Annotated in this window: 22 protein-coding genes and 1 pseudogene; 9 read left to right on the forward strand and 14 right to left on the reverse strand. The window is 67.5% G+C overall.

Annotation, left to right across the window (positions count from 1 at the left end):
* Positions 1 to 5: 5 nt before the first annotated feature.
* The 7 genes from WMF29_RS33720 to WMF29_RS33750 all read right to left on the reverse strand — a co-directional run bounded on the left by WMF29_RS33720 (position 6) and on the right by WMF29_RS33750 (position 4,994).
* Positions 6 to 554: a crossover junction endodeoxyribonuclease RuvC gene (locus WMF29_RS33720; protein WP_437324221.1), complete on the reverse strand. Its 549-nt coding sequence runs from the start codon at positions 552 to 554 to the stop codon at positions 6 to 8.
* A gap of 153 nt (positions 555 to 707) precedes the next feature.
* Complete coding sequence (locus WMF29_RS33725; RefSeq protein ID WP_437324222.1) at positions 708 to 2,210, reverse strand: hypothetical protein; 1,503 nt, start codon at positions 2,208 to 2,210, stop codon at positions 708 to 710.
* A gap of 15 nt (positions 2,211 to 2,225) precedes the next feature.
* Positions 2,226 to 2,738, reverse strand: a complete 513-nt coding sequence (locus tag WMF29_RS33730; RefSeq protein ID WP_437324223.1) for a hypothetical protein — start codon at positions 2,736 to 2,738, stop codon at positions 2,226 to 2,228.
* Positions 2,735 to 2,941, reverse strand: a complete 207-nt coding sequence (locus tag WMF29_RS33735; protein ID WP_437324224.1) for a ribbon-helix-helix domain-containing protein — start codon at positions 2,939 to 2,941, stop codon at positions 2,735 to 2,737. Before WMF29_RS33735 ends, WMF29_RS33730 begins: the two co-directional genes overlap by 4 nt.
* 143 nt (positions 2,942 to 3,084) lie before the next feature.
* The gene (locus WMF29_RS33740) at positions 3,085 to 3,960 is read right to left on the reverse strand and encodes a hypothetical protein (protein ID WP_437324225.1); all 876 of its coding nucleotides are present in this window, start codon (positions 3,958 to 3,960) and stop codon (positions 3,085 to 3,087) included.
* A 234-nt stretch (positions 3,961 to 4,194) separates the two neighbouring features.
* The gene (locus tag WMF29_RS33745) at positions 4,195 to 4,437 is read right to left on the reverse strand and encodes a hypothetical protein (RefSeq protein WP_437331193.1); all 243 of its coding nucleotides are present in this window, start codon (positions 4,435 to 4,437) and stop codon (positions 4,195 to 4,197) included.
* Positions 4,434 to 4,994 carry an RNA polymerase sigma factor gene (locus WMF29_RS33750; protein WP_437324226.1) on the reverse strand — a complete coding sequence of 187 codons (561 nt, stop codon included), beginning with the start codon at positions 4,992 to 4,994 and terminating at the stop codon, positions 4,434 to 4,436. Before WMF29_RS33750 ends, WMF29_RS33745 begins: the two co-directional genes overlap by 4 nt.
* Positions 4,995 to 5,921: 927 nt before the next feature.
* Between WMF29_RS33750 and WMF29_RS33755 the strand changes: the two genes are divergently transcribed.
* The gene (locus WMF29_RS33755) at positions 5,922 to 6,392 is read left to right on the forward strand and encodes a hypothetical protein (protein ID WP_437324227.1); all 471 of its coding nucleotides are present in this window, start codon (positions 5,922 to 5,924) and stop codon (positions 6,390 to 6,392) included.
* A 231-nt stretch (positions 6,393 to 6,623) separates the two neighbouring features.
* Here WMF29_RS33755 and WMF29_RS33760 read toward each other — a convergent pair whose 3' ends face one another.
* The 3 genes from WMF29_RS33760 to WMF29_RS33770 all read right to left on the reverse strand — a co-directional run bounded on the left by WMF29_RS33760 (position 6,624) and on the right by WMF29_RS33770 (position 8,346).
* Complete coding sequence (locus tag WMF29_RS33760) at positions 6,624 to 6,860, reverse strand: hypothetical protein (RefSeq protein WP_437331194.1); 237 nt, start codon at positions 6,858 to 6,860, stop codon at positions 6,624 to 6,626.
* Between the two features lie 312 nt (positions 6,861 to 7,172).
* Positions 7,173 to 7,442 carry a hypothetical protein gene (locus tag WMF29_RS33765; protein ID WP_437324228.1) on the reverse strand — a complete coding sequence of 90 codons (270 nt, stop codon included), beginning with the start codon at positions 7,440 to 7,442 and terminating at the stop codon, positions 7,173 to 7,175.
* Positions 7,443 to 7,797: 355 nt separating this feature from the next.
* Positions 7,798 to 8,346, reverse strand: coding sequence for a hypothetical protein (locus WMF29_RS33770; RefSeq protein WP_437324229.1), 549 nt, complete (start codon positions 8,344 to 8,346; stop codon positions 7,798 to 7,800).
* Between the two features lie 511 nt (positions 8,347 to 8,857).
* Between WMF29_RS33770 and WMF29_RS33775 the strand changes: the two genes are divergently transcribed.
* Both WMF29_RS33775 and WMF29_RS33780 read left to right on the forward strand, forming a co-directional pair.
* Positions 8,858 to 9,637, forward strand: a complete 780-nt coding sequence (locus tag WMF29_RS33775; protein WP_437324230.1) for an RNA polymerase sigma factor — start codon at positions 8,858 to 8,860, stop codon at positions 9,635 to 9,637.
* Between the two features lie 255 nt (positions 9,638 to 9,892).
* On the forward strand, positions 9,893 to 10,771 hold the full coding sequence (locus WMF29_RS33780) for a hypothetical protein (protein WP_437324231.1): 879 nt from the start codon (positions 9,893 to 9,895) through the stop codon (positions 10,769 to 10,771).
* A gap of 21 nt (positions 10,772 to 10,792) precedes the next feature.
* On the opposite strand, the gene WMF29_RS33785 is transcribed toward WMF29_RS33780, so the two are convergent.
* On the reverse strand, positions 10,793 to 11,623 hold the full coding sequence (locus tag WMF29_RS33785) for an SDR family oxidoreductase (protein ID WP_437324232.1): 831 nt from the start codon (positions 11,621 to 11,623) through the stop codon (positions 10,793 to 10,795).
* A 408-nt stretch (positions 11,624 to 12,031) separates the two neighbouring features.
* Positions 12,032 to 12,658, reverse strand: coding sequence for an acyl-CoA-like ligand-binding transcription factor (locus WMF29_RS33790; protein ID WP_437324233.1), 627 nt, complete (start codon positions 12,656 to 12,658; stop codon positions 12,032 to 12,034).
* A gap of 189 nt (positions 12,659 to 12,847) precedes the next feature.
* Here WMF29_RS33790 and WMF29_RS33795 point away from each other — a divergent pair.
* Both WMF29_RS33795 and WMF29_RS33800 read left to right on the forward strand, forming a co-directional pair.
* Positions 12,848 to 13,114, forward strand: a pseudogene (locus tag WMF29_RS33795) (serine hydrolase domain-containing protein); the annotation flags it as partial.
* A 96-nt stretch (positions 13,115 to 13,210) separates the two neighbouring features.
* On the forward strand, positions 13,211 to 13,585 hold the full coding sequence (locus tag WMF29_RS33800) for a VOC family protein (RefSeq protein ID WP_437331195.1): 375 nt from the start codon (positions 13,211 to 13,213) through the stop codon (positions 13,583 to 13,585).
* An 89-nt stretch (positions 13,586 to 13,674) separates the two neighbouring features.
* On the opposite strand, the gene WMF29_RS33805 is transcribed toward WMF29_RS33800, so the two are convergent.
* Positions 13,675 to 14,184 (reverse strand): RICIN domain-containing protein, encoded by a 510-nt coding sequence (locus WMF29_RS33805; protein WP_437324234.1) that lies wholly within the window; start codon positions 14,182 to 14,184, stop codon positions 13,675 to 13,677.
* Positions 14,185 to 14,242: 58 nt separating this feature from the next.
* Complete coding sequence (locus WMF29_RS33810; protein ID WP_437324235.1) at positions 14,243 to 14,695, reverse strand: hypothetical protein; 453 nt, start codon at positions 14,693 to 14,695, stop codon at positions 14,243 to 14,245.
* A 59-nt stretch (positions 14,696 to 14,754) separates the two neighbouring features.
* Between WMF29_RS33810 and WMF29_RS33815 the strand changes: the two genes are divergently transcribed.
* From WMF29_RS33815 to WMF29_RS33830, 4 genes are read left to right on the forward strand one after another with little or no spacing between them, the layout of a single operon-like run.
* Positions 14,755 to 15,084, forward strand: coding sequence for an ArsR/SmtB family transcription factor (locus tag WMF29_RS33815; RefSeq protein WP_276596697.1), 330 nt, complete (start codon positions 14,755 to 14,757; stop codon positions 15,082 to 15,084).
* Positions 15,081 to 15,521, forward strand: coding sequence for an SRPBCC family protein (locus tag WMF29_RS33820; RefSeq protein ID WP_437324236.1), 441 nt, complete (start codon positions 15,081 to 15,083; stop codon positions 15,519 to 15,521). Before WMF29_RS33815 ends, WMF29_RS33820 begins: the two co-directional genes overlap by 4 nt.
* The gene (locus WMF29_RS33825; protein WP_437324237.1) at positions 15,518 to 15,937 is read left to right on the forward strand and encodes a DoxX family protein; all 420 of its coding nucleotides are present in this window, start codon (positions 15,518 to 15,520) and stop codon (positions 15,935 to 15,937) included. The genes WMF29_RS33820 and WMF29_RS33825 overlap by 4 nt, the downstream gene beginning before the upstream one ends.
* Positions 15,934 to 18,363 (forward strand): ATP-binding cassette domain-containing protein, encoded by a 2,430-nt coding sequence (locus WMF29_RS33830; protein ID WP_437324238.1) that lies wholly within the window; start codon positions 15,934 to 15,936, stop codon positions 18,361 to 18,363. Before WMF29_RS33825 ends, WMF29_RS33830 begins: the two co-directional genes overlap by 4 nt.
* The last annotated feature ends 53 nt before the right edge of the window (positions 18,364 to 18,416 follow it).

Raw genomic sequence — 18,416 nt, forward strand, 5'->3', positions numbered from 1 at the left:
TTCGGTCAAGGGGGATTGCGATCGAGCTCCGCCGACATCACCCACGACTGCGACGCGGGCGCGGACGCCTCCTCGCGGCTCGTGCTCCACGCGACCGCAGCGGCGTCCCGTGCATGCTCGCTCGACCGGGCGGGCCAGCCGACGACCCGCGCACGGACGGCAGCGGCGAGCGCGCTGTCCCCTGCTCTCGCGCATCCCAGGGCCGAGCGCACCGCCTGGAGCGTCGCGGTGCGGACGATGAGCCCGCGAGCCGCCGCGAGCCCGGCGAGCTCGGCTCCGACCCACGAGGCGCCACAGAGCTCGCTGGCCATCGCGGGGCCGAACCGCGGGCGGGGGAAGACCCGGACGACGCGCTCGACGGCGACCAGCGCGGGGCGGTAGCGCGAGAGCAGCGCCCCCGCGGCCGCGCGCAGGGCCTCGAGTCCTGGATCGCCCGCGAGGTCGACGGGAAGCACACCGGAGCCGACGTGCCGCGCGCCTGCCGCGTCCACGTCGAGCGCCGCCCATCCCACGCGGGCAGCGCCAGGGTCGAACCCGAGCACGATGGTTTCCATCGGGAAAGCCTCACGTCCCCCAGCACGCGGCATGCCGGCCCGCGCTGATTTACTTGCGGGTAAATCAGCGCGGGCCGGCATGCCGCGTGCTGGGGGACGTCGGAAGAACAATGTCCTAGCGACGCCCTGTCAAGATATTTCGCGTACGAAGAATCAGGCGCCATCGTAGCCTCGTGGATCGGGAGCGGCGGAGCGCTCCGTTCGCGTTCCGCTTCGCACCTCGGTCATGGGCCTAGAAGCCGACCGCGACGAGCACGCGGGGCCCTGGCTCGCTGCCGGTGTCGCGAGCCGAGGACCACGAGCGCCGGGGCTCGGCAGGGCAGGAACGCCCTTCCGCGTCCGCGCCACGCCGATCTCGATCACCGTCCCGCGCGGAGCCGCGTCGGAGCCGATGAGCCATCCGAGCGCGTCATGCGCGATGCGTGCCGTATCCATGTCGCCCGCCGCGTGCGCGTCTGTCATTCCCTGGATCAAGTAATCGGCTATCATCATTCGCGGATTGACCTGCTTCGCACTGACTTGATCCGAGCCATGCGCGTCCGCGGTCTCCGAAGTGGCGCCGCCGAGCCGCGCCCATCCGGCGCTCACGCGCGCCGTGAGATCGACTGCCGCCTCCGGGGCACCCACGGCGTGCAGGAACGCTCGGATGTGGCGCTCGGCTTCGTCTTGGGGGATCCCCGCTCCGGCCAGGCGCGAGACCACGGCGCCAATGACCTGAGGCCACGTGGCGCCGCCCCGAGTTCGATGCATGCGCACCGCGGGGAGCGCTCCGGACTGCGTGAACACGGCTTGTTGCAGAACCGCCCAGCGTGGATCCACCTCGCAGCGCTCCTTGCGCGTTGCTGTTCCGGGGAGGACAAGACGCAGCGTCTTGCGGGTGAACCTCTGCCACACGGGATCAAGATGTTCGGGCAACGACGACGGCGAGCGTAGGCCGAGCTCGGTCAGCTGGCGGCCGCGCAGGCGAATCTCCGTCCGCCAGACTTGCCCTTCCCCGTCCCAACCGTGCGCCATCCACCCCGCGTGCTCCATGGCGGGGCGGGCGGAATCGCGCTTCCCACGCAGGTCCTCTGTCTTGTTGTAGAGCGCAAAGATCAGGTTTCGCCTGTCGCCTATGTGCAAGCCCGTGACCATGGGCCCGTTGCGCGTCCGCCGCATCTCGGTGCAGAAGCTGCTCATGCGGCGCAGCCGGCCGACGAACGCCTCCCGATCGGCCTCGCTGAACGTCGTGCCTGCGACATCAACGCAGAGATCGAGCTCTTGGACCTGGCCTGCTGGCGTCTCGGAGTCGGGGCCGGCGAAATGCACGGCGATCTCTGCGGCGTGGTTCACGGCTTCCGCCAAGGGACGCGACGCGAGGAACGGAACCGCCAGATCCACGACGATGTCACCCTCCCCGACGAAGATCCGGCCGCTCGGACCGACCGCGGAGAACGGTTTCCCCCGCCTGCCCCGCCGCTCGACCGCGAAGCGCTCGCCTGCGATCACGACGCACGCCCCGCCGCTGCGCGCTTCCAACGTGGCGCGCGCCAGCTCTTGCAGCGCCGCGGGGCAGACGCGCATCGGGTAGCGGATCGCCAGCGCATCCACCCGTGCCCCGACGACGTAGGGGCTGCTCCCGGCGTGCGGGGCGGTGGTGTTTGAACACCCCTTCATAAGGCTGCCGTCCGGTCACCTTCGGCCAGCGCGGCGGTTCGCCGGTGGGAGCTGAAGACCCGCGCCGATGAGCAGCGCGCGATCGTCGTCTGCTTCGTCTACGGGCTTGCGTTCGCGAGGCACGATCTTCCGGCTCTCGATCCAGGTTTCGACGTCGGTCCAGACCGCCCAGACTTCCTTTCCGCATTTGAACGTGGGGAAATTCTTGCGGCGCCCGGCGTCCAGAAACGCCCGGGCGGAGCCGAGCGGGTTCGCCTTCGAGGTCGCATAGCGCGGCGTCCGCTGCGCGATGACCCCGCCTGCCTCGAGCGCGTCCGCCTGCACGCGCAGTATGCGGGCTTGCACATCGAGCGCATCCGCCTGCGCGCGCAGTGTGCGGGCTTGAACATCGAGCGCGTCCGCCTGCGCACGCGATGTGCGGGCTTGCACATCGAGCGCGTCCGCCTGCGCACGCGATGTGCGGGCTTGCATACCGAGTGCATCCGCCTGCGCGCGCAGCAAGGCCACGACGTCCACCGCGGCCTTCACGACGAACGCTCCTGTGTCGACTGGGCGCGCTCGATCTCCGCCAAGCGAAGGCGAAGCCCCTGCTCTGCGATCCGGCACTGCGGGATCCCCGTTTCTTCGGAGATGACGCGGAGCCGTTCTCGAACATCGACGGGGAGACTGAGATTTGTGGGGGCGCGGTTCGCCTTCGTCCGCGGTCCGCGAGCAGGTGCGTGCTGGTCCATGCGCAAGACCGTGCATCGCGGTGGTTCGTCCCGCTAGAAACTGCCCCCCACCGGGGGGATGCGGGGCACCTGCTGCCCCCCACGGGGGGGATGCGGGGCACCTGCTGCCCCCCACGGGGGGGATGCGGGGCACCCTCTTGACATCATCGCGAGCGCGGCTTGTGGTCGAGGAACTTGAAGGCGTTGCGGATTTCTGAGCGGCTTTTTCCGGAGAGCTCGAGCTCTTTGCGCAGCAGCCGTTCGGCGATCGTTTGCCCCAATGATTCCGAACGCTCGCCCGAGAGCGTCTCGCTAACCGCGAGCAGTGCTTCGTGCACACGAACCACGATCTGAGCCTGCCGCTTGAAGACGTCTGGATCCCTTGAAAGGCTCGGGATCGAAGGGAAGTTGTGGGCCATACACGCGGTGATTTGGGTGGCCATGCCTTCGAGCGTAGCCGTATTCGCTCGGAATTTTTCGATCTCGACCCGGATCAGGCTCGCGAGCATGTAAAAGCCACCGGACAGCCCCGAGATATCAAGCGGACGCCCCATTGCATCTTCAAGCGGTAAAAACCCAAAACGGCCAGCTGAACCGGGAGGAGGGCGAAGGCGGTCGCGTGCCCACTTGTCCGGCGCGCGCAGCGCTGCATAGTCGCCCTTCTCCACGGCGTCGCACACCGCATGAAGGATGTGCATCACGGGTACTGCGTCTGGGTTGGCATGCTGGATCGCGAGCTCGTAGAACTCCCGTGTAAGTCTCTTCAGATCGACCATCGCTGGATGCAAGGCGGGTCGGGCTTGGATACGCAGTTCGTTTCCGTCGGGCGTCTGCCCGACGATCGCGGGCAGATCCGCCACGAGTTCGCCGGCGGCCTCCGCGTCTGTCGATGCCGTGAGCCTCGCATGCGCCCACGTCTCGACCTCCTCGGGATCGTCCGAGCGGATCTCTTCTGGGCCGACTCGGAACCGCTTCACCTCGCCGTTGCCGTGCCCGCCTGCCTTGCTCCTGCCTTCGCTTGCGCGTACCTTCTTAGCCACAGTCACCTCGCGCGTGATTGCCCGCGGCCGGGAGGCTCCACCCTCGCCGGCCGCATCCTTTCGAGCCTACAGCATGTGGGAGTGATCTCAGGGCCGCACGACCGGGGGGCGATCGAACCCCGGCGTCGTCGGCGGTGGCGATGCTGAGGCCGACGGGCTGCGCCGCGCTTCGCCAGGCGTGCGTGGGGGCGAGGCTCCGCGTAGCTCGCCTGGCATGCGCCGCCCGTGGAGCGCCTACCTGTCGTGCCGCACGAAGTGCCGCTCGATGGCGTCGAGGATCTGCAAGGCGCCGCGCGCTTCGGCGACGGCCTCGCGGTCCGCGCGAGTCGTCGCGCTCATCTGAGCGGCAAGCACGGCGGCCCAGAGCCGGTCATGGTCCCAGGGGTGGATGACGTACGGATCAAGGGCGCGCGCCCGCTCCGCGAGGTAGGTGAGGTCCTCCTCGGTCAGCACGCGACGTGTCTCACGGTCGTTCATCGCCTCCACCTCCGCAGCTTCAGCGCCAGCGCCTCGCGAGCGATCCGCAACCGCGACGCCGCGGTGCTCGGGTTCAGCCGGCGGCGCTTCGCGTACTGGACGAGCGACTCTGGCGAGTCGACGGAGAGCAACGCGTCCCGCTGCCAGTCCGGAAGCTCGCCCATGGCGTCCAGCACCTCGCGCGCCTCGATCTGGGCGTGCATGTCGACGCCGACGGGCTCGCGCAGCAGCCCGAGCGGCGACGGGTGGAGCACGGCGCGGCGCGCCCACGCGCTGTGGACGTAGTGCGAGGCGAGGCGCCAGGCGATGCCGTGGAGCCACTTCCGCAGCGCGTCCCTGGGCTTGTCCCGCGGGTCTGGCCTGTAGAGCCCACGGCGGACGGCGTTCCAGGCGTTGAGCAACACCTCGGCCTCCACGTCGCCGCGGTCGCGCCGCGGGATGCCAGCGAGCGTCGCCAGGACGATGCCGCGCTCCGCGAGGATCGCGTCAATGCTCGGTCGCTTCCTGGGGTGTCGTGCGGCAGGCGGGCGTCCGGCCCCCTTCCGCCGGGGCTTCACGCGCGCCTCCTGTGGTCCTCGTGGGGGAACCGCGGGCCGGCGAGCTCGTCTGCGGAACAGGAAGCGGACGGGCGAGCGGCCCGTCCTGAAGGCGGATCGGTTCCTTGGCCCGCCGGGGGGCGTAAGTATACAACGGACATGTCGGACCTCGGGTGATCGGGGTTCGGCCACGCCGCCCGGGGTGTTACCAGCACCCGCGGGCGGCACTTTGCTTGTCCGGCGAGCTTACGTGGTCAGCACGAGAAGGGCAATCGATACCCACACTCGAAGTCAACCGAATCGTGCCGTCCGGGTTTCTGACAACGAGACGGACGTCTCGTTGACAATCTACGCGAGCGTTCTGGACTCCAGGCATGACGACGCCGCCCTCGCCCCAGGTAGCAGGATCCGCGGGGTTGCCGATGCCCCGCCCTCGCCGGGTTTCCGCAGCGGCGGCCTCTCTTCGGAGATGCGCGGATAGGTCGCGAAAATCGCTGCCTATTCACGGGAATACGCAGATGTGCCGCGGAGCATCGCGACCTATTCGCGTGAATACTGAGATTGGCCGCGGCGCCTCGCCGCCTACATGCTATAGACCGCCGCTAGGCCGCGCAACGCAACTGATTGCGATGTTGGGCAGGCAACGGGGCAGCTATCTACTTCGGGTGACGTATGACTCACACCAAGGTCCTCCTCAGTTACATCGCAGCGGCGCTTGCATCGAGCCTTGTATCGGTTTCCTGCTCGCGACGCGAACAGTCGGAACCCGGACGAGACGAATCAACTGCTCCGTCGCACGCGCCTTCCGTAGCGAGGTCCGCGATCTCGGATCCCGTGGAACCAAGCCCGGAGCCCACGCTTCAGCCACAAGCCGCGAACGACTTACCTCAACCTACGCCTCGCTCCCCTCCGATCCTCGAGGCGGACCCGAATTCGAAGGGAGTGAGAATGGGCAAGCCGCTTTTTTCCTGCTACTACGTGAGTTTTGCCTGGGGCCTTAGTAAGCATCACGGGCACGTCATTGATGATCAGGGCCGGATTTGGTTCTATGACCTGGGAAGGACCTGGGATCCCCAACCCGCCGGGGACGGACTCTATCTTGAGACCGGGCTGAGAGAGCGATTCAGAAATCCCGTCCTCCAGTCGCGCCGCGTTCCTCCTGCGCAGCTGGCCGACATGCGGAAGAAGGCGGAGATCGCTCGAAGCGGTCTAATCGAGAAGAAGTCCATGGCGCGTGATGCGGGCAGCGCCGGCTGCGAGGCCTACCTGTGGGAGAGATCCGACGCGTACCGGGAAGTTAAGCTCGGCACCAGTGGCGGCCATGAGATTCGCAACTCCAGCTTGGAGGCCGGCCATCTCCAAGAGTGGCTACGGGAAGAAGTCGGCATCGGCATCCCTCCGCAGTCCCGGCAGAAGTAATGGCTCCGAAGCGTACACGAAGCTGCCCAACGAGGCCATGCACCCGACCGGCGCGGTCGCTCGCCTCCGGCTCGCTCGCGCGACGGCGGGTGATGGCCAAGTCGTTAGGCCGCTTACGCGCCGGAATGCTCGACATCCTTGTCTCTGCTGCAGCGAGCAGCCGCCCGATGGTCTCGTGGGCGACGCGAGCCGCCTTGATGTCGCCCGCGGCGAGCGCCGCTCCGGCCGACGCTACCCGCCGCGGCGAACGCGCTCGGCGGCGAGGTCAATGACGCCGGCAGCATCGGCTTCCGGCGCGCCGAGCAGCCGCCCGATGGTCTCGTAGGCGATGCGAGCCGCCTCGACGTCGCCCGCGGCGAGCGCCGCCCTCATGCCTTCCGCGAGCTGGCCGAGCAGCACCGTCCGCGGGTCGGCCGGTTTCGTCTGTGATTCGTCCGGCTCACGAGGTTTCGCGCACTTAGCCGCCATCAACGGCACGCTTGCCGCTCCCGTCGCATGCGGAAGCCTACGCGATCCCTGCGGATCCCCACCCTCGGAAGGCGTTTCGATTCCCGGCGCCTCCACTAGTTAAGCCCCGGCAATGCCGGGGCTTTTTTTCTGACGCTTCGGCTTGTACCCTTCACGCCGCGAACTTCTCCGCGTTCAGCCCGCTGCGCTCCCATCGACCCACCCGCTCGGCCCACTCCTCCCTCGTCGCCATCGCTTCCTCCTTCGTCGCGATGGGGACTGGTAACCGGCCCCGACGGGGTGGTCACGATGGCGTTGGTCGGGCGCTTACGATTATTGGCCCTCCTTCATCCGCGGCTCGATGGGCGGATCGAGCGCATCACCATGGACCTCGCGCAACACGATCGCGGCATGCCTGGCTCCGCTCTCGACTGCATCGAGAGGATCGACCCCGTATGTGGTAAACCGGCGCCCGTCGAGATCCACCGTGACGGCCCAAGGCCACTGAATCTCCGGAGGGTTCCGCGTCGGCTCGTGGATCCTAACTACGACGTCGCGCGGCTCGCCACCGTCAGGAGTCAACTTGAACGTTAGCTCAATCATCACTTACACCTCCTGTCGCACTCTTTGAGGCATCGCCCGTATTCTTGCGAGCACTCGTTCAAGCAGTTCTTGTCACCTCTTGGGCAGTCATCGCGACATCGTTCCCATGCTTGGTCGCACTTTTCTTTGCACGCCTCTAGGCAGTCGGGGGTGCACCCTGCCATCGCCTCCGAGGCTCCGCTTCCCACCGGTGCGTTTTGCGGCCTTGCCGGCACATCCCCGAAGGCCCCATCCCCTCCTGTCGGGGTGATGATGCTACCGCCGGCGCCTTCGTTCCCCTCACCGCGGACATAGCACTCTCCCACATCGTAGTTGCATGCCGTGAGACCGAAGCAGAGAAAAATATATAGCTTGTTCATTTTGACTTCGCCCTGAATCTCCAAACAGGTCCAGCGGTCACCATCACAACCAGACTTCCGGGGAGAACGCGACTACTGCCGCCAGCCCAGTCCACATGGACGCTGGAGGACACACCCAAGGGCCCGGCCAAGTACCACTCGGACTGGGCGCGGCCACCTGGAGCAACCCCCACCACGCGGTCACAGATCACGGCACCACACACCGGCATTGAGTAAATCGCAAGGGACGGCCCGAGGCTGACGGTCGTTGTCTTCGTGGCATACCCAAGAGTGACGGCCGTTCGGTCGTAGAGCCCGACACCAGCGCCTGGAACGATGCTGAGCATGTTGTGGGCTTCGAGCCTGAAGTCTCCCTCGCTGCGCCAGAGCCACCCGGCGAAGGGGCTCACGGCCAGCCTGGGCTCGATCCCGATCTGGATCCCGCCCACGCTGACGCCGCCGCTGAACTCGAGTGCGTGTGCCGGCACCGGAGCACTACTGGCGAGCGCGCAGGCACAGCCGCACAGCACGAGCACGCGCGCCTTTGCCTTCAGCCCGTGCCCCATGCCCTCCCCCGATCCCGGATGCTTCTCCTAACGGAAGGCGGCGTCAACAGGTGACCTAGGCCACGTTACGTCCAAGCGTTCCTTGCACACGAGGGCCTAAGCGCGACCGGCAACGTGGATGGTCAAGGTGTGGGTCAGCGAGTTCGGCACCGTCCCGTTCACCCGCTCGTTCACTACGTCCGAGGCGGATCGGTCGACGGCTCTCCGTCCCGTTACTGCGTCGGCTGGGCTTGTTTGCCGCCGTGTGACCTCCGTGTGCCCCGACTCCAGGGCACGGCGCTCCACGAGAGGGCACTCGGGTATACGATAGGAATCGAGCCTTCGATGGCCTCTGACACCGCTCCGACGCGGCGTCTGCCGTGTCTCTCGCGCATGCTGTCCATCAGTTCATCTCCGGGTTCGATTCCCGGCGCCTCCACCAAGAAGACACGGCGAGAGCCGTGTCTTTTTACTTTTGTGTGCCCTGCGTGTGACCTGACAAATTTTCCGCAGGCAGCAGCGGGAAGCAACCATGCGCGACCTGATCGAGCAGGTCGACCCCAAGTACCGCGACCTCTTGGTCAAGCACGAGCTCGAGGAGAAGTCCCTCGCCGAGATCGCCGCCGAGCTGGGGCTCAAGCTGGCCACCGTGAGGAGCCAGCACCGCAGGGCACTCGAGCAGCTCGACGAGGCAAAGCGGCGCTGGATGGCGCAGCAAGAATTCCGAGGCTGGGACAAGGAGCCCTGCGTTCCGGTGGCGTTCGGCCTGCTCCGTCGCTCGTGGTGGACGACCGCGCTGCACCTGCAGAAGGTCGGGGCAAAGGTCTTCGCGCAGGCGACGCTCGTCGTGCTGGCGGGCGCCGTCGTCGCGACAGCTCCACCCTCGTCAGGCTCGGCCAGCACGACCCCGTGGTTACGGCCGGCAGCGATCCACGCCGGTGCGGCCACGCCCCCGCAGCAGCACACCACACCGCCCCTCGACCAGCCAGACGCACGCCGTGCGGTTGCCACGGCCTCGCCCCCAGTGCAGGGCGGCATCCCAGCACCCGGCGAGCCTGCACCGGCCGCAATGAACGGCAAGCCTGCTTCACCGGCCGCAACAGCTGCGCGCTCCTCGCCGCCCGTCGGCGCCGTACGCACGGTCGCGAGCGAGCGCGAGAAGGACCTGATCCTCCAGGCGCGCAAGGCCATCGAGGCCTACAACGCCAGGGCTGACGTCGAGGCGCGACGCCTGCTCGACATGCACGCCATGGAGTTCCCTCGGGGTCAGCTGGCCCGGGAGCGCGAGGCGCTGCTGCTGCAACTTCGCTGAATCGGCGGCCGGAGCGCCCCGCGCCCTCGACCACGAGGCTTTCGTCCGATGCCGCAGCGGGCGTTACCCGCCGCCGGGTGCGCTCGGCGGCGAGGCTGATGACGCCGGCCGCGCCGTAAGCGGCCGAGGTGTGGCGCCCCGTTCACGCGTCGCGTCTCGCGCTGCGATTTGGACGGAACATCCGCATGGATCGGGGAGGTACGAGCTTTGCTCCCCACCGCCGTCATGAGGAACTACTTTCGTTCGCTGGTTCTCGTGGGGGCTCCTTTCATCTTCGTCGCGGGCTGCGGCGGATCGGACGGCGACACGATCGCCGAGCCCACCGAGGCGCCGGCAACCCCGTCGACTCCGGCGGAGGTAGACACCACCTATGAACAGATCGGGCGCGGCTGCGGTGACAACGGCTCCCTCGTTCGCTCGCTGACGCACGTCCCCGCGCTCACCACCAACAACCTCTGGATCGCCCCAAACAACGACGCCGCCGGCCTGGCCGCGTCCAAGGACGACAATGGCTGGGGAGCGAGCGTGGGCGTCTACGCGCTCGGGTTCGAGTCGATCGGCGACAACATGGAGAGCCACTCCGCCGAGCAGGCCGCACGATGCGACGCGGTCAGCGAGATCTTCGACCCCGCCGGGGACGGCGCGCGGCAACGCTTCCTCAACGTCCTCGTCTACGCCGGCGATCACCCGCACGCCGAGGCGATGCCCGCCGAGGGTCTCCCCGCCGCGGTCGAGGCGCCGGTCCGCCTGAAGGGCTATCTGGACGTGGCGGAGGGCACGCGCGAGGAGATCGAAGACGGCGTCGTGTACCGGGACACGCAGCACCAGTACCTGCCCATCTACGTTCGCTGCGAGGAGCCCATGAAGATCACCTACGAGGAGCGCCTGTTTTCGCGCGCGGAGGTCGAGGCGCTGAAGATCGACACGCGCATCTGTCGCCCCGCCGCCGAGGACGGCTACGGCTGCCTCTCCGAGCGCCCGCAGCCGATCGAGGGTGCGTGCACGTTCGTGGCGGCCGACGCGAAGTACGTGGCGACGAGCGGCGAGGAGCACAACATATCGCTCGGTGGCCGCATCGAGCGCGGCGAACAACTCAGCTACAAGATCACGGTCGACCGCTTCGCCTTCCGCTGAACGAGGGTCCTCGGTCTCGATCTACGACGCTGACCCGAGCCCGAGCGTCTGCTGGATCATCGCTTCGATGGCCTCGAACGGCTGCGCGCGGCGAGCGGCCGCCACGGCCTGCGCGTCGGCGCCGACAGGTTGCTGGAACGGCGTCTCCAGTTCGTGCACCGCGCGCCAGATGGCCTCGATCACGAGGCTTTCGTCCGGCGCCGGTGCGGCCTTCTGGAACGAGCTCATCGCCGACTCGAAGGCGTCCAGGTGGGCCTGGTAAGGAGATCCGAAGTGACGCGCCGCTCCCAGAGCCTTGCGCAAGATCTCCGTCGTTGGAAAGGCGCCGGGCTCCACGACCCGCACGCGGACGCCGAAGGGCTTGGTCTCATGGTAGAGGGCTTCGGACATGCCCACGAGCGCAAACTTGGTCGCGGCGTAGATGCCGTGCCCCGGCATTCCGAGGAAACCGGCGACGGAAGACACATTGACGATCACCCCTTGTCTTCGGGCGCGCATCGAGGGCAGCACCGCCCTGCTCATCCGCAGCGGACCGAAGAAGTTCGTCTCGAACATGCGGTATGCCAGGGCGTCCGACGTCTCCTCGACCGCAGCATGCAGGAAGATCGCCGCGTTGTTGACCAGCGCGTCGAGCGGGCCTGCCGCCAGCACCTGGGCGACACCGCGCTCGACAGCCACGTCGTCGGTGACATCGATCACGACCGGCGTCACGCCGAGCTCCCTCAACTCGCCGACGGTTCTTCCGCTCAAGTCACGCACGCCGGCGAACACCTCGTCCCCACGAGCTCGGAACGTCTTGGCTGCCTCGAAGCCGAACCCGCTGCTGCACCCGGTAATCAATACCCTTGCCATAGGATTCCTTTGTTGTCGTGACCGGCATTGTCCAGCCAGCCGCCGACGGTCTGACACCCTTCGAAGCTGAGTCAGAAGCAGGCCAGCGCCGCCGCGCGCCCAGGTGCCATGGAGGTCTCAGGCGCTGGCGTCGCGCGATCGTGAGCATCCGCCGCCAAGTCAGACCTGGCCGCCTCGGCCAAGCGGTTCGGCAAGGTCGATCCAAACGGAAGCTGTAAAGGCGCGCTGAGCCCCGTTCGATCGCGGGATCGTGGAGCGATCAAGCGCCGGAACGCGACTGAAAGCAGCTACCCAGGCACAATAGCCCCTGAGTGGCATTTGTCAAGAAGGCGCGTTTCCTCTCGCGAGCGCTCCTCGCCCGCAGACGAACCGGGGGCGCGCCTCAGGCGGAGACGACCGAGCCGGCGCTCATTGCGGCGAGGTGCCGCTCCCACCGCGGCCGAACTCGCGTGCGAGCGTCCGGAAGGCCTCGTCCACGAGCTCCGGCAGGTCCTCGGTGGCCCCGCGCGCGACCCACGCGTCCATCGCGGATTGCACGACCGCCATCGCGCAGCTCGCCAGCACGCGCGGCGCGAGATCGTGCCGCGCGTCCAGGCCCATGCGCTCGGCCAGCGGCTGGCAGATCTCCTCCCCGCAGTGTCCCAGCCGCTCGCGCTGCCTCGCGCGGATCGCCGGCGTCCGCGCGACGAACTGCTGGATCAGGGCGAAGCGGGGCAGATCCCCCTCGTGGAGCTTCACGATCGCCTTGAGGGCGTTTCGCAGCGCCACGACGGGCGGCTCGCTCCGCGGGCGCGCCCGCACCGCCTCGCGCGCCGCCTCGATGAACTGGTCCATCCACGCGATCACGAGGTCTTCCTTCGACTCGAAGTAGCGGAAGAACGTCCTCCGCGAGACCTCGACCACCCCGAGCACGTCATCGAGGGTCGTCTGCTCGTAGCCGTTCTTCAAGAAGAGCTCGATCGCGGTCTCGATGATCTGCGCGCGCGTGCGCTCCTTCTTGCGTTCCCTGAGCCCCGAGGGGCCGGCCTCCTTCATGCGGGCCAAGGTACCACGCACACGCTCCGGGTGCTCCTCCCCGAAGACCGCGGAGCGTCGCGACCGTATTCGCGGGTATACGGAGGTTGGCCGCGGTGCCCCGCCGTCCACATGCTATAACCGGCCGCCAGGCCCTGCGACGCAGCTGATCGCGACGTCGACCGGACATGGAACGAATCGAGGGGACGAATGAACGGAGGAGACCAGATCGCGAGGGCTGTCGGAGCGTTCGTGGACTCTGGCGCGCTCGCCAACGCAGCAACGATGGTCTGGCGCGACGGCGAGGCGGTTCATCGCGCGTCTGTCGGGTGGCGAGACCTGGAGGCCAAGCTGCCCCTCGAGCATGACAGCCTGTTCCGCATCGCGTCGATGACGAAGCCGATCACCTCGACGGCGGCGCTCATGCTGTTCGAGGAGGGGCGCGTCGCGCTGACCGATCCGATCGCTCGCTGGGCACCGGAGTTCAGAGACATGCGCGTCCTGCGTTCCCCCACGGGCCCGCTCGACGAGACCGACCCGGCAGAACGACTGATCACCTTCGAGGGAGAACTCATGTTTGACCACGTCAAATTCGGAGTCAGCGACTATGCAGCGAGCAAAGCGTTCTTCCTCAAGGCGCTCGAACCGCTCGGCGTAGCTGTTGTCTCGGAGGGGCCGCCGACGTACGGTGTCGAGCTTAGCTCGACGGGCAAGGCTTCATTGTGCCTGTACCAAACCGAGGAGAAGCCGGCGCATCTTCACCTGGCGTTCACGGCCGAGAATCGTCAGCAAGTCCAAGCTTTCTATCGCGCGGCGCTGGAGGCGGGTGGCAAAGACAATGGCGCGCCTGGTCTGCGCCCGCACTACCACGCGAACTACTATGCGGCTTTCGTCATTGGTCCGGACGGGCACAACATCGAAGCGGTTTGCCACGAACCCGAGGCCTGACCCTTCGTCGCACCCGACTCGCCACAGCCGCGAGGGCCGGTCGCTCGTCGCGCCGGCCCACGGCGCGCCCTCGCAGCGCTCCTAGCGGATTATGGAACGAGACGAAAACGTTGGTTGTTGCCGCCGTTGCATCCCCACTGCTGGATGGTCGTCCCGAAATTCCTGCTGAAGCCCGGGACATCCAGGCACAGGCCGCTGTTCTCGGAAACGATGTAATAGTTATCCCCGCCTGCGCTCACCAGCGAGAACCGCTGATTGCTGCCGCCGTTGCATCCCCACTGCTGGACGGTCGTCCCGAAGTTCCTGCTGAAGTTCGGGACATCCAGGCACAGGCCGCTGTGCGTGGCGACAATGAAATAATTGCCGCCGCCCGCGCCCACCAGCGAGAATCGCTGGTTGTTGCCGCCGTTGCATCCCCACTGCTGAAGAGTGGAACCAGGACTCGTGCTGAAGCCCGGGACATCCAGACACAGGCCGCTGTTCTCCGAGATCACCTGAACTGGTCCACTCGGCACAGTCTGGGCCAGACCGTGAGACGCGAACAAGAAGGCGACACTGGCAGCGGCCATGCCCGCCGAACGGTACACGAGAAATTGCATAGGACCCCCTCAAAGAGAGCCAGCAAATGAACTGCAGGCAGCGCTCTCTTCGCCGGTCTCATAAAGCGGCCTTCAGACTTCCGGAAGCGGCGCCGCACGACTCACGGGTGTGGCCGCGAGCTGCCGTTGGATTGGTCGTGGTAGGAAGCGCTCTCTCAGCGCTGACCGGCGTGAAGGTGGGAATTGGGGCACCTCCAGGAACCTGCTCGCCTTTCTGTAAAATGATCGACGCGGCGCCCGTGAACAGAGGGAACGCCCCGTCGGCATCCAAGGCCCAGTGTCCGGCGCCGCGCGCGTACGCGTAGGCCCTCCGATCGTCGAGGCGCTCGATCGGAGCTCGCGCGACGAAGCGCTCGCCCGAGGGGAACCCGCTGGCCCTGCAGCCATACGCGTATGCCGTCGTACCCTCGACCAGCACGGCCTCGCCGCACGCCGGCCGATCGGCGGTCCAGCGCAGCGCGTCGCCGGCGACGTGGCGGCCGCTCGCCGCGTCGACGCGCGCCGCGCCCACGCCTCGCCGGCTGGATCCACGCGCTTGACAATCAATAAGCCGTGGCTTATAAGTCGTCCATGCAGAGCGCGGCCGTGCTCGAAGACAAGATCTTCCAGGCGCTGGCGGACCCCAGCCGCCGGGCGATCTTCGAGTCGCTCACGCGTGGCGAAGCGGCCGTGAAGGACCTCACGGCGCGCTTCGACATCTCGCAGCCGGCGATCTCGCAGCACCTCGCCACGTTGAAAGACGCCGGCCTGGTGAGCGGCCGGCGCGAGGGGCGCTGTGTCTACTACCGGGTGGAGCCGCGCGGGTTGAAGCCGCTCGTCGACTGGATCACGCACTACCGCGCCTTCTGGACGGAGCGCGTCGATCGCCTCGAACAATTGCTGGAGAAAATGGACGAATGAACCTCACCGACACGACCGCACAATCGCAGACCGAATCCATCTCGTTCGAGTTCGATTTGAAGCACTCGCCGGCGAAGGTGTGGCGCGCGCTCACCGAACCGGCGCTGCTCGCGGAGTGGCTCCTGCCCACCATCGGCCTCCAGCTCGAGCCGGGGGCGGCGTTCACGCTCAAGACGCAGCCCTACCCCGGCTGGGACGGCACCGTGAATTGCCGGTTCGTCGAGATCGAAGCACATCGGAAGCTCAGCTACACCTGGAGCGTCCCCTTCCTGGAGACCGTCGTGACCTTCACGCTCACGCCAACGGCGTCGGGCACGCGCCTGTCCCTCGTGCAATCGGGCTTCAAGCCGGACCAGAAGCAGAACTTCGCCGGCGCGCGCTACGGCTGGAAGATGATGGGCGGGAAGCTCGTCGACCTGCTCGAGAGGGTGTCATGAGCCGGGCGAGGCTCGTGGCCTACTGGGTGACCACAGGCCTGGTCGCGTCGTCCATGATCTCGGGCGGCGTGGCCCACGTCCTCCACGCGCCAGCGAGCGTCGATGGCTTCGTGCGCCTCGGCTACCCGATGCACTTCGTCACGTTCCTCGGCATCTGGAAGATCCTCGGCGCGCTCGCGCTGCTGGCGCCGAGATTCCCGCGCTTGAAGGAGTGGGCGTATGCGGGCCTCGTGTTCGACCTCACCGGCGCCGCCTTCGCCTGGGCCGCCGTCGGCGCCAGCGACTCCACGAGCAACGCTGGCCACATCGTCGCGCCGCTCGTGGTCCTCGCGCTGGCGGTGACGTCGTGGGCGCTGCGGCCGGACTCGCGCAGATTGCCGGAGCCCCTTCACAGACCGTCGGTGTTGGTGACATGATCGCGGACATGGCCTCCTCCAGACAGCACGCCACAGACAGACAGCACGCCGCAGACAGCCACGACTTGATCCGCGTCCAGGGCGCCCGGGAGAACAACCTCAAGGACGTCAGCGTCGAGATCCCCAAGCGGCGGCTGACCGTGTTCACCGGCGTCTCGGGATCGGGCAAATCGTCGCTGGTGTTCGGCACCATCGCGGCCGAGTCGCAGCGGCTGATCAACGAGACCTACAGCGCGTTCGTGCAGGGGTTCATGCCGACGCTGGCCCGGCCCGAGGTCGACGTGCTCGAAGGGCTGACGACCGCGATCATCGTCGACCAGGAGCGGATGGGCCAGAACTCCCGCTCGACGGTCGGCACGGCGACCGACGCCAACGCGATGCTGCGGGTGATGTGGAGCCGCCTCGGCAAGCCGCACATCGGCTCGTCCAACGCCTTCTCCTTCAACGTCCCGTCGGTCCGCGGCGTCGGGGCGATCTCGATCGAGAAGGCCGGCGGGAAGAAGACCGAGAAGCGCGAGTTCGTGGTCAACGGAGGCATGTGCCCGCGATGCGAGGGCATGGGATCGGTCTCCGACTTCGACCTCTCCCAGCTCTACGATGACAGCAAGTCGCTCAACGAGGGTGCGCTCACCATCCCCGGTTACTCGATGGATGGATGGTACGGGCGCATCTTCAACGGCTGCGGCTTCTTCGACCCGAACAAGCCGATCCGCAAGTTCACGAAGAAGGAGCTCCACGACCTGCTCCACAAGGAGCCGACCAAGATCAAGGTCGAGGGCATCAACCTGACCTACGAAGGGCTGATCCCGAAGATCCAGAAGTCGATGCTGTCCAAGGACGTCGACGCGATGCAGCCGCACATCCGGGCGTTCGTGGAGCGCGCGATCAAGTTCTCCACCTGTCCCGAGTGCGGCGGCACGCGGCTCAGCGAGGCTGCCCGGTCCTCCAAGATCAAGGGGATCAACATCGCCGAAGCCTGCGCGATGCAGATCAACGACCTGGCCAAGTGGGTGCGCGATCTGAACGAACCGTCCGTCAAGCCGCTGCTGGCGACGCTGCGGCACACGCTCGACTCGTTTGTCGAGATCGGGCTGGGGTACCTCAGCCTCGACCGGCCGTCGGGCACGCTGTCGGGCGGGGAGGCGCAGCGCACCAAGATGATCGGCCACCTCGGGTCGTCGCTCACCGACGTCACCTACGTCTTCGACGAGCCGACGGTCGGGCTGCACCCCCACGACATCCAGCGGATGAACGAGCTGCTGCTGCGGCTGCGCGACAAAGGCAATACCGTCCTCGTGGTCGAGCACAAACCCGAGACGATCGCGATAGCCGATCACGTCGTCGACCTGGGCCCCGGCGCCGGTACCGCCGGCGGTGAGGTGGTCTTCACAGGCACCGTCGACGGGCTGCGGGCGAGCGGCACGCTCACCGGGCGTCACCTGAGCGACCGGGTGTCCCTGAAGCAGTCGGTGCGGAGACCGTCGGGTGTGATGAAGGTGCGCGGCGCGCGCGCGCACAACCTGAAGAACGTCGATGTCGACATTCCGCTCGGCGTGCTGGTGGTCGTGACCGGCGTGGCGGGGTCGGGCAAGAGCTCGCTGATCCACGGCTCGGTGTCCGGCCGTGACGGGGTGGTGTCGGTCGACCAGACCCCGATCCGCGGCTCGCGGCGGAGCAACCCGGCGACGTACACCGACCTGCTGGAGCCGATCCGCAAGGCGTTCGCGAAGGCCAACAACGTGAAGCCTGCGCTGTTCAGCGCCAACTCCGAGGGTGCCTGTCCGACCTGCAACGGCGCCGGGGTGATCTACACCGACCTCGCGATGATGGCCGGCGTCACCACGGTCTGCGAGGACTGCGAGGGCCGGCGGTTCCAGGCGTCTGTGCTGGAGTACCGCCTCGGCAAGCTCAACATCGCCGAGGTGCTCGACCTGTCGGTTACGGAGGCTGTCGGCTTCTTCGGTGCCGGCAAGGCGCATACGCCGGCGGCGCACGCGATCCTGCAGCGCATGGCCGACGTGGGGCTCGGCTACCTGCGGCTCGGTCAGCCGCTCACCACGCTGTCGGGCGGCGAGCGGCAGCGGCTCAAGCTCGCGACGCACATGGGCGCCGACGGCGGCGTCTACGTGCTCGACGAGCCGACCACCGGGCTGCACCTGGCCGACCTCGAGCAGCTGCTCGGGCTGCTGGACCGGCTCGTCGACTCGGGCAAGTCGGTCATCGTGATCGAGCACCACCAGGCGGTGATGGCGCACGCCGACTGGATCATCGACCTCGGGCCGGGCGCAGGCCACGACGGCGGGCGGATCGTGTTCGAAGGCACCCCGGCCGACCTGGTGGCGGCGAAGTCGACGCTGACCGGCGAGCACCTTGCGGCGTTCGTCGGGAGCCAGCCGAAGGCTGCCCGAGCTGCGCGATCTCGCTGAGCGAGGCCGCGTTACCCACCCGCCGGCGCCCCGAGCGCGCCGGCCGGGAACGC

The sequence above is a fragment of the Sorangium sp. So ce381 genome (genome assembly GCF_051473845.1).
GTDB lineage: Bacteria > Myxococcota_A > Polyangia > Polyangiales > Polyangiaceae > Sorangium > Sorangium atrum.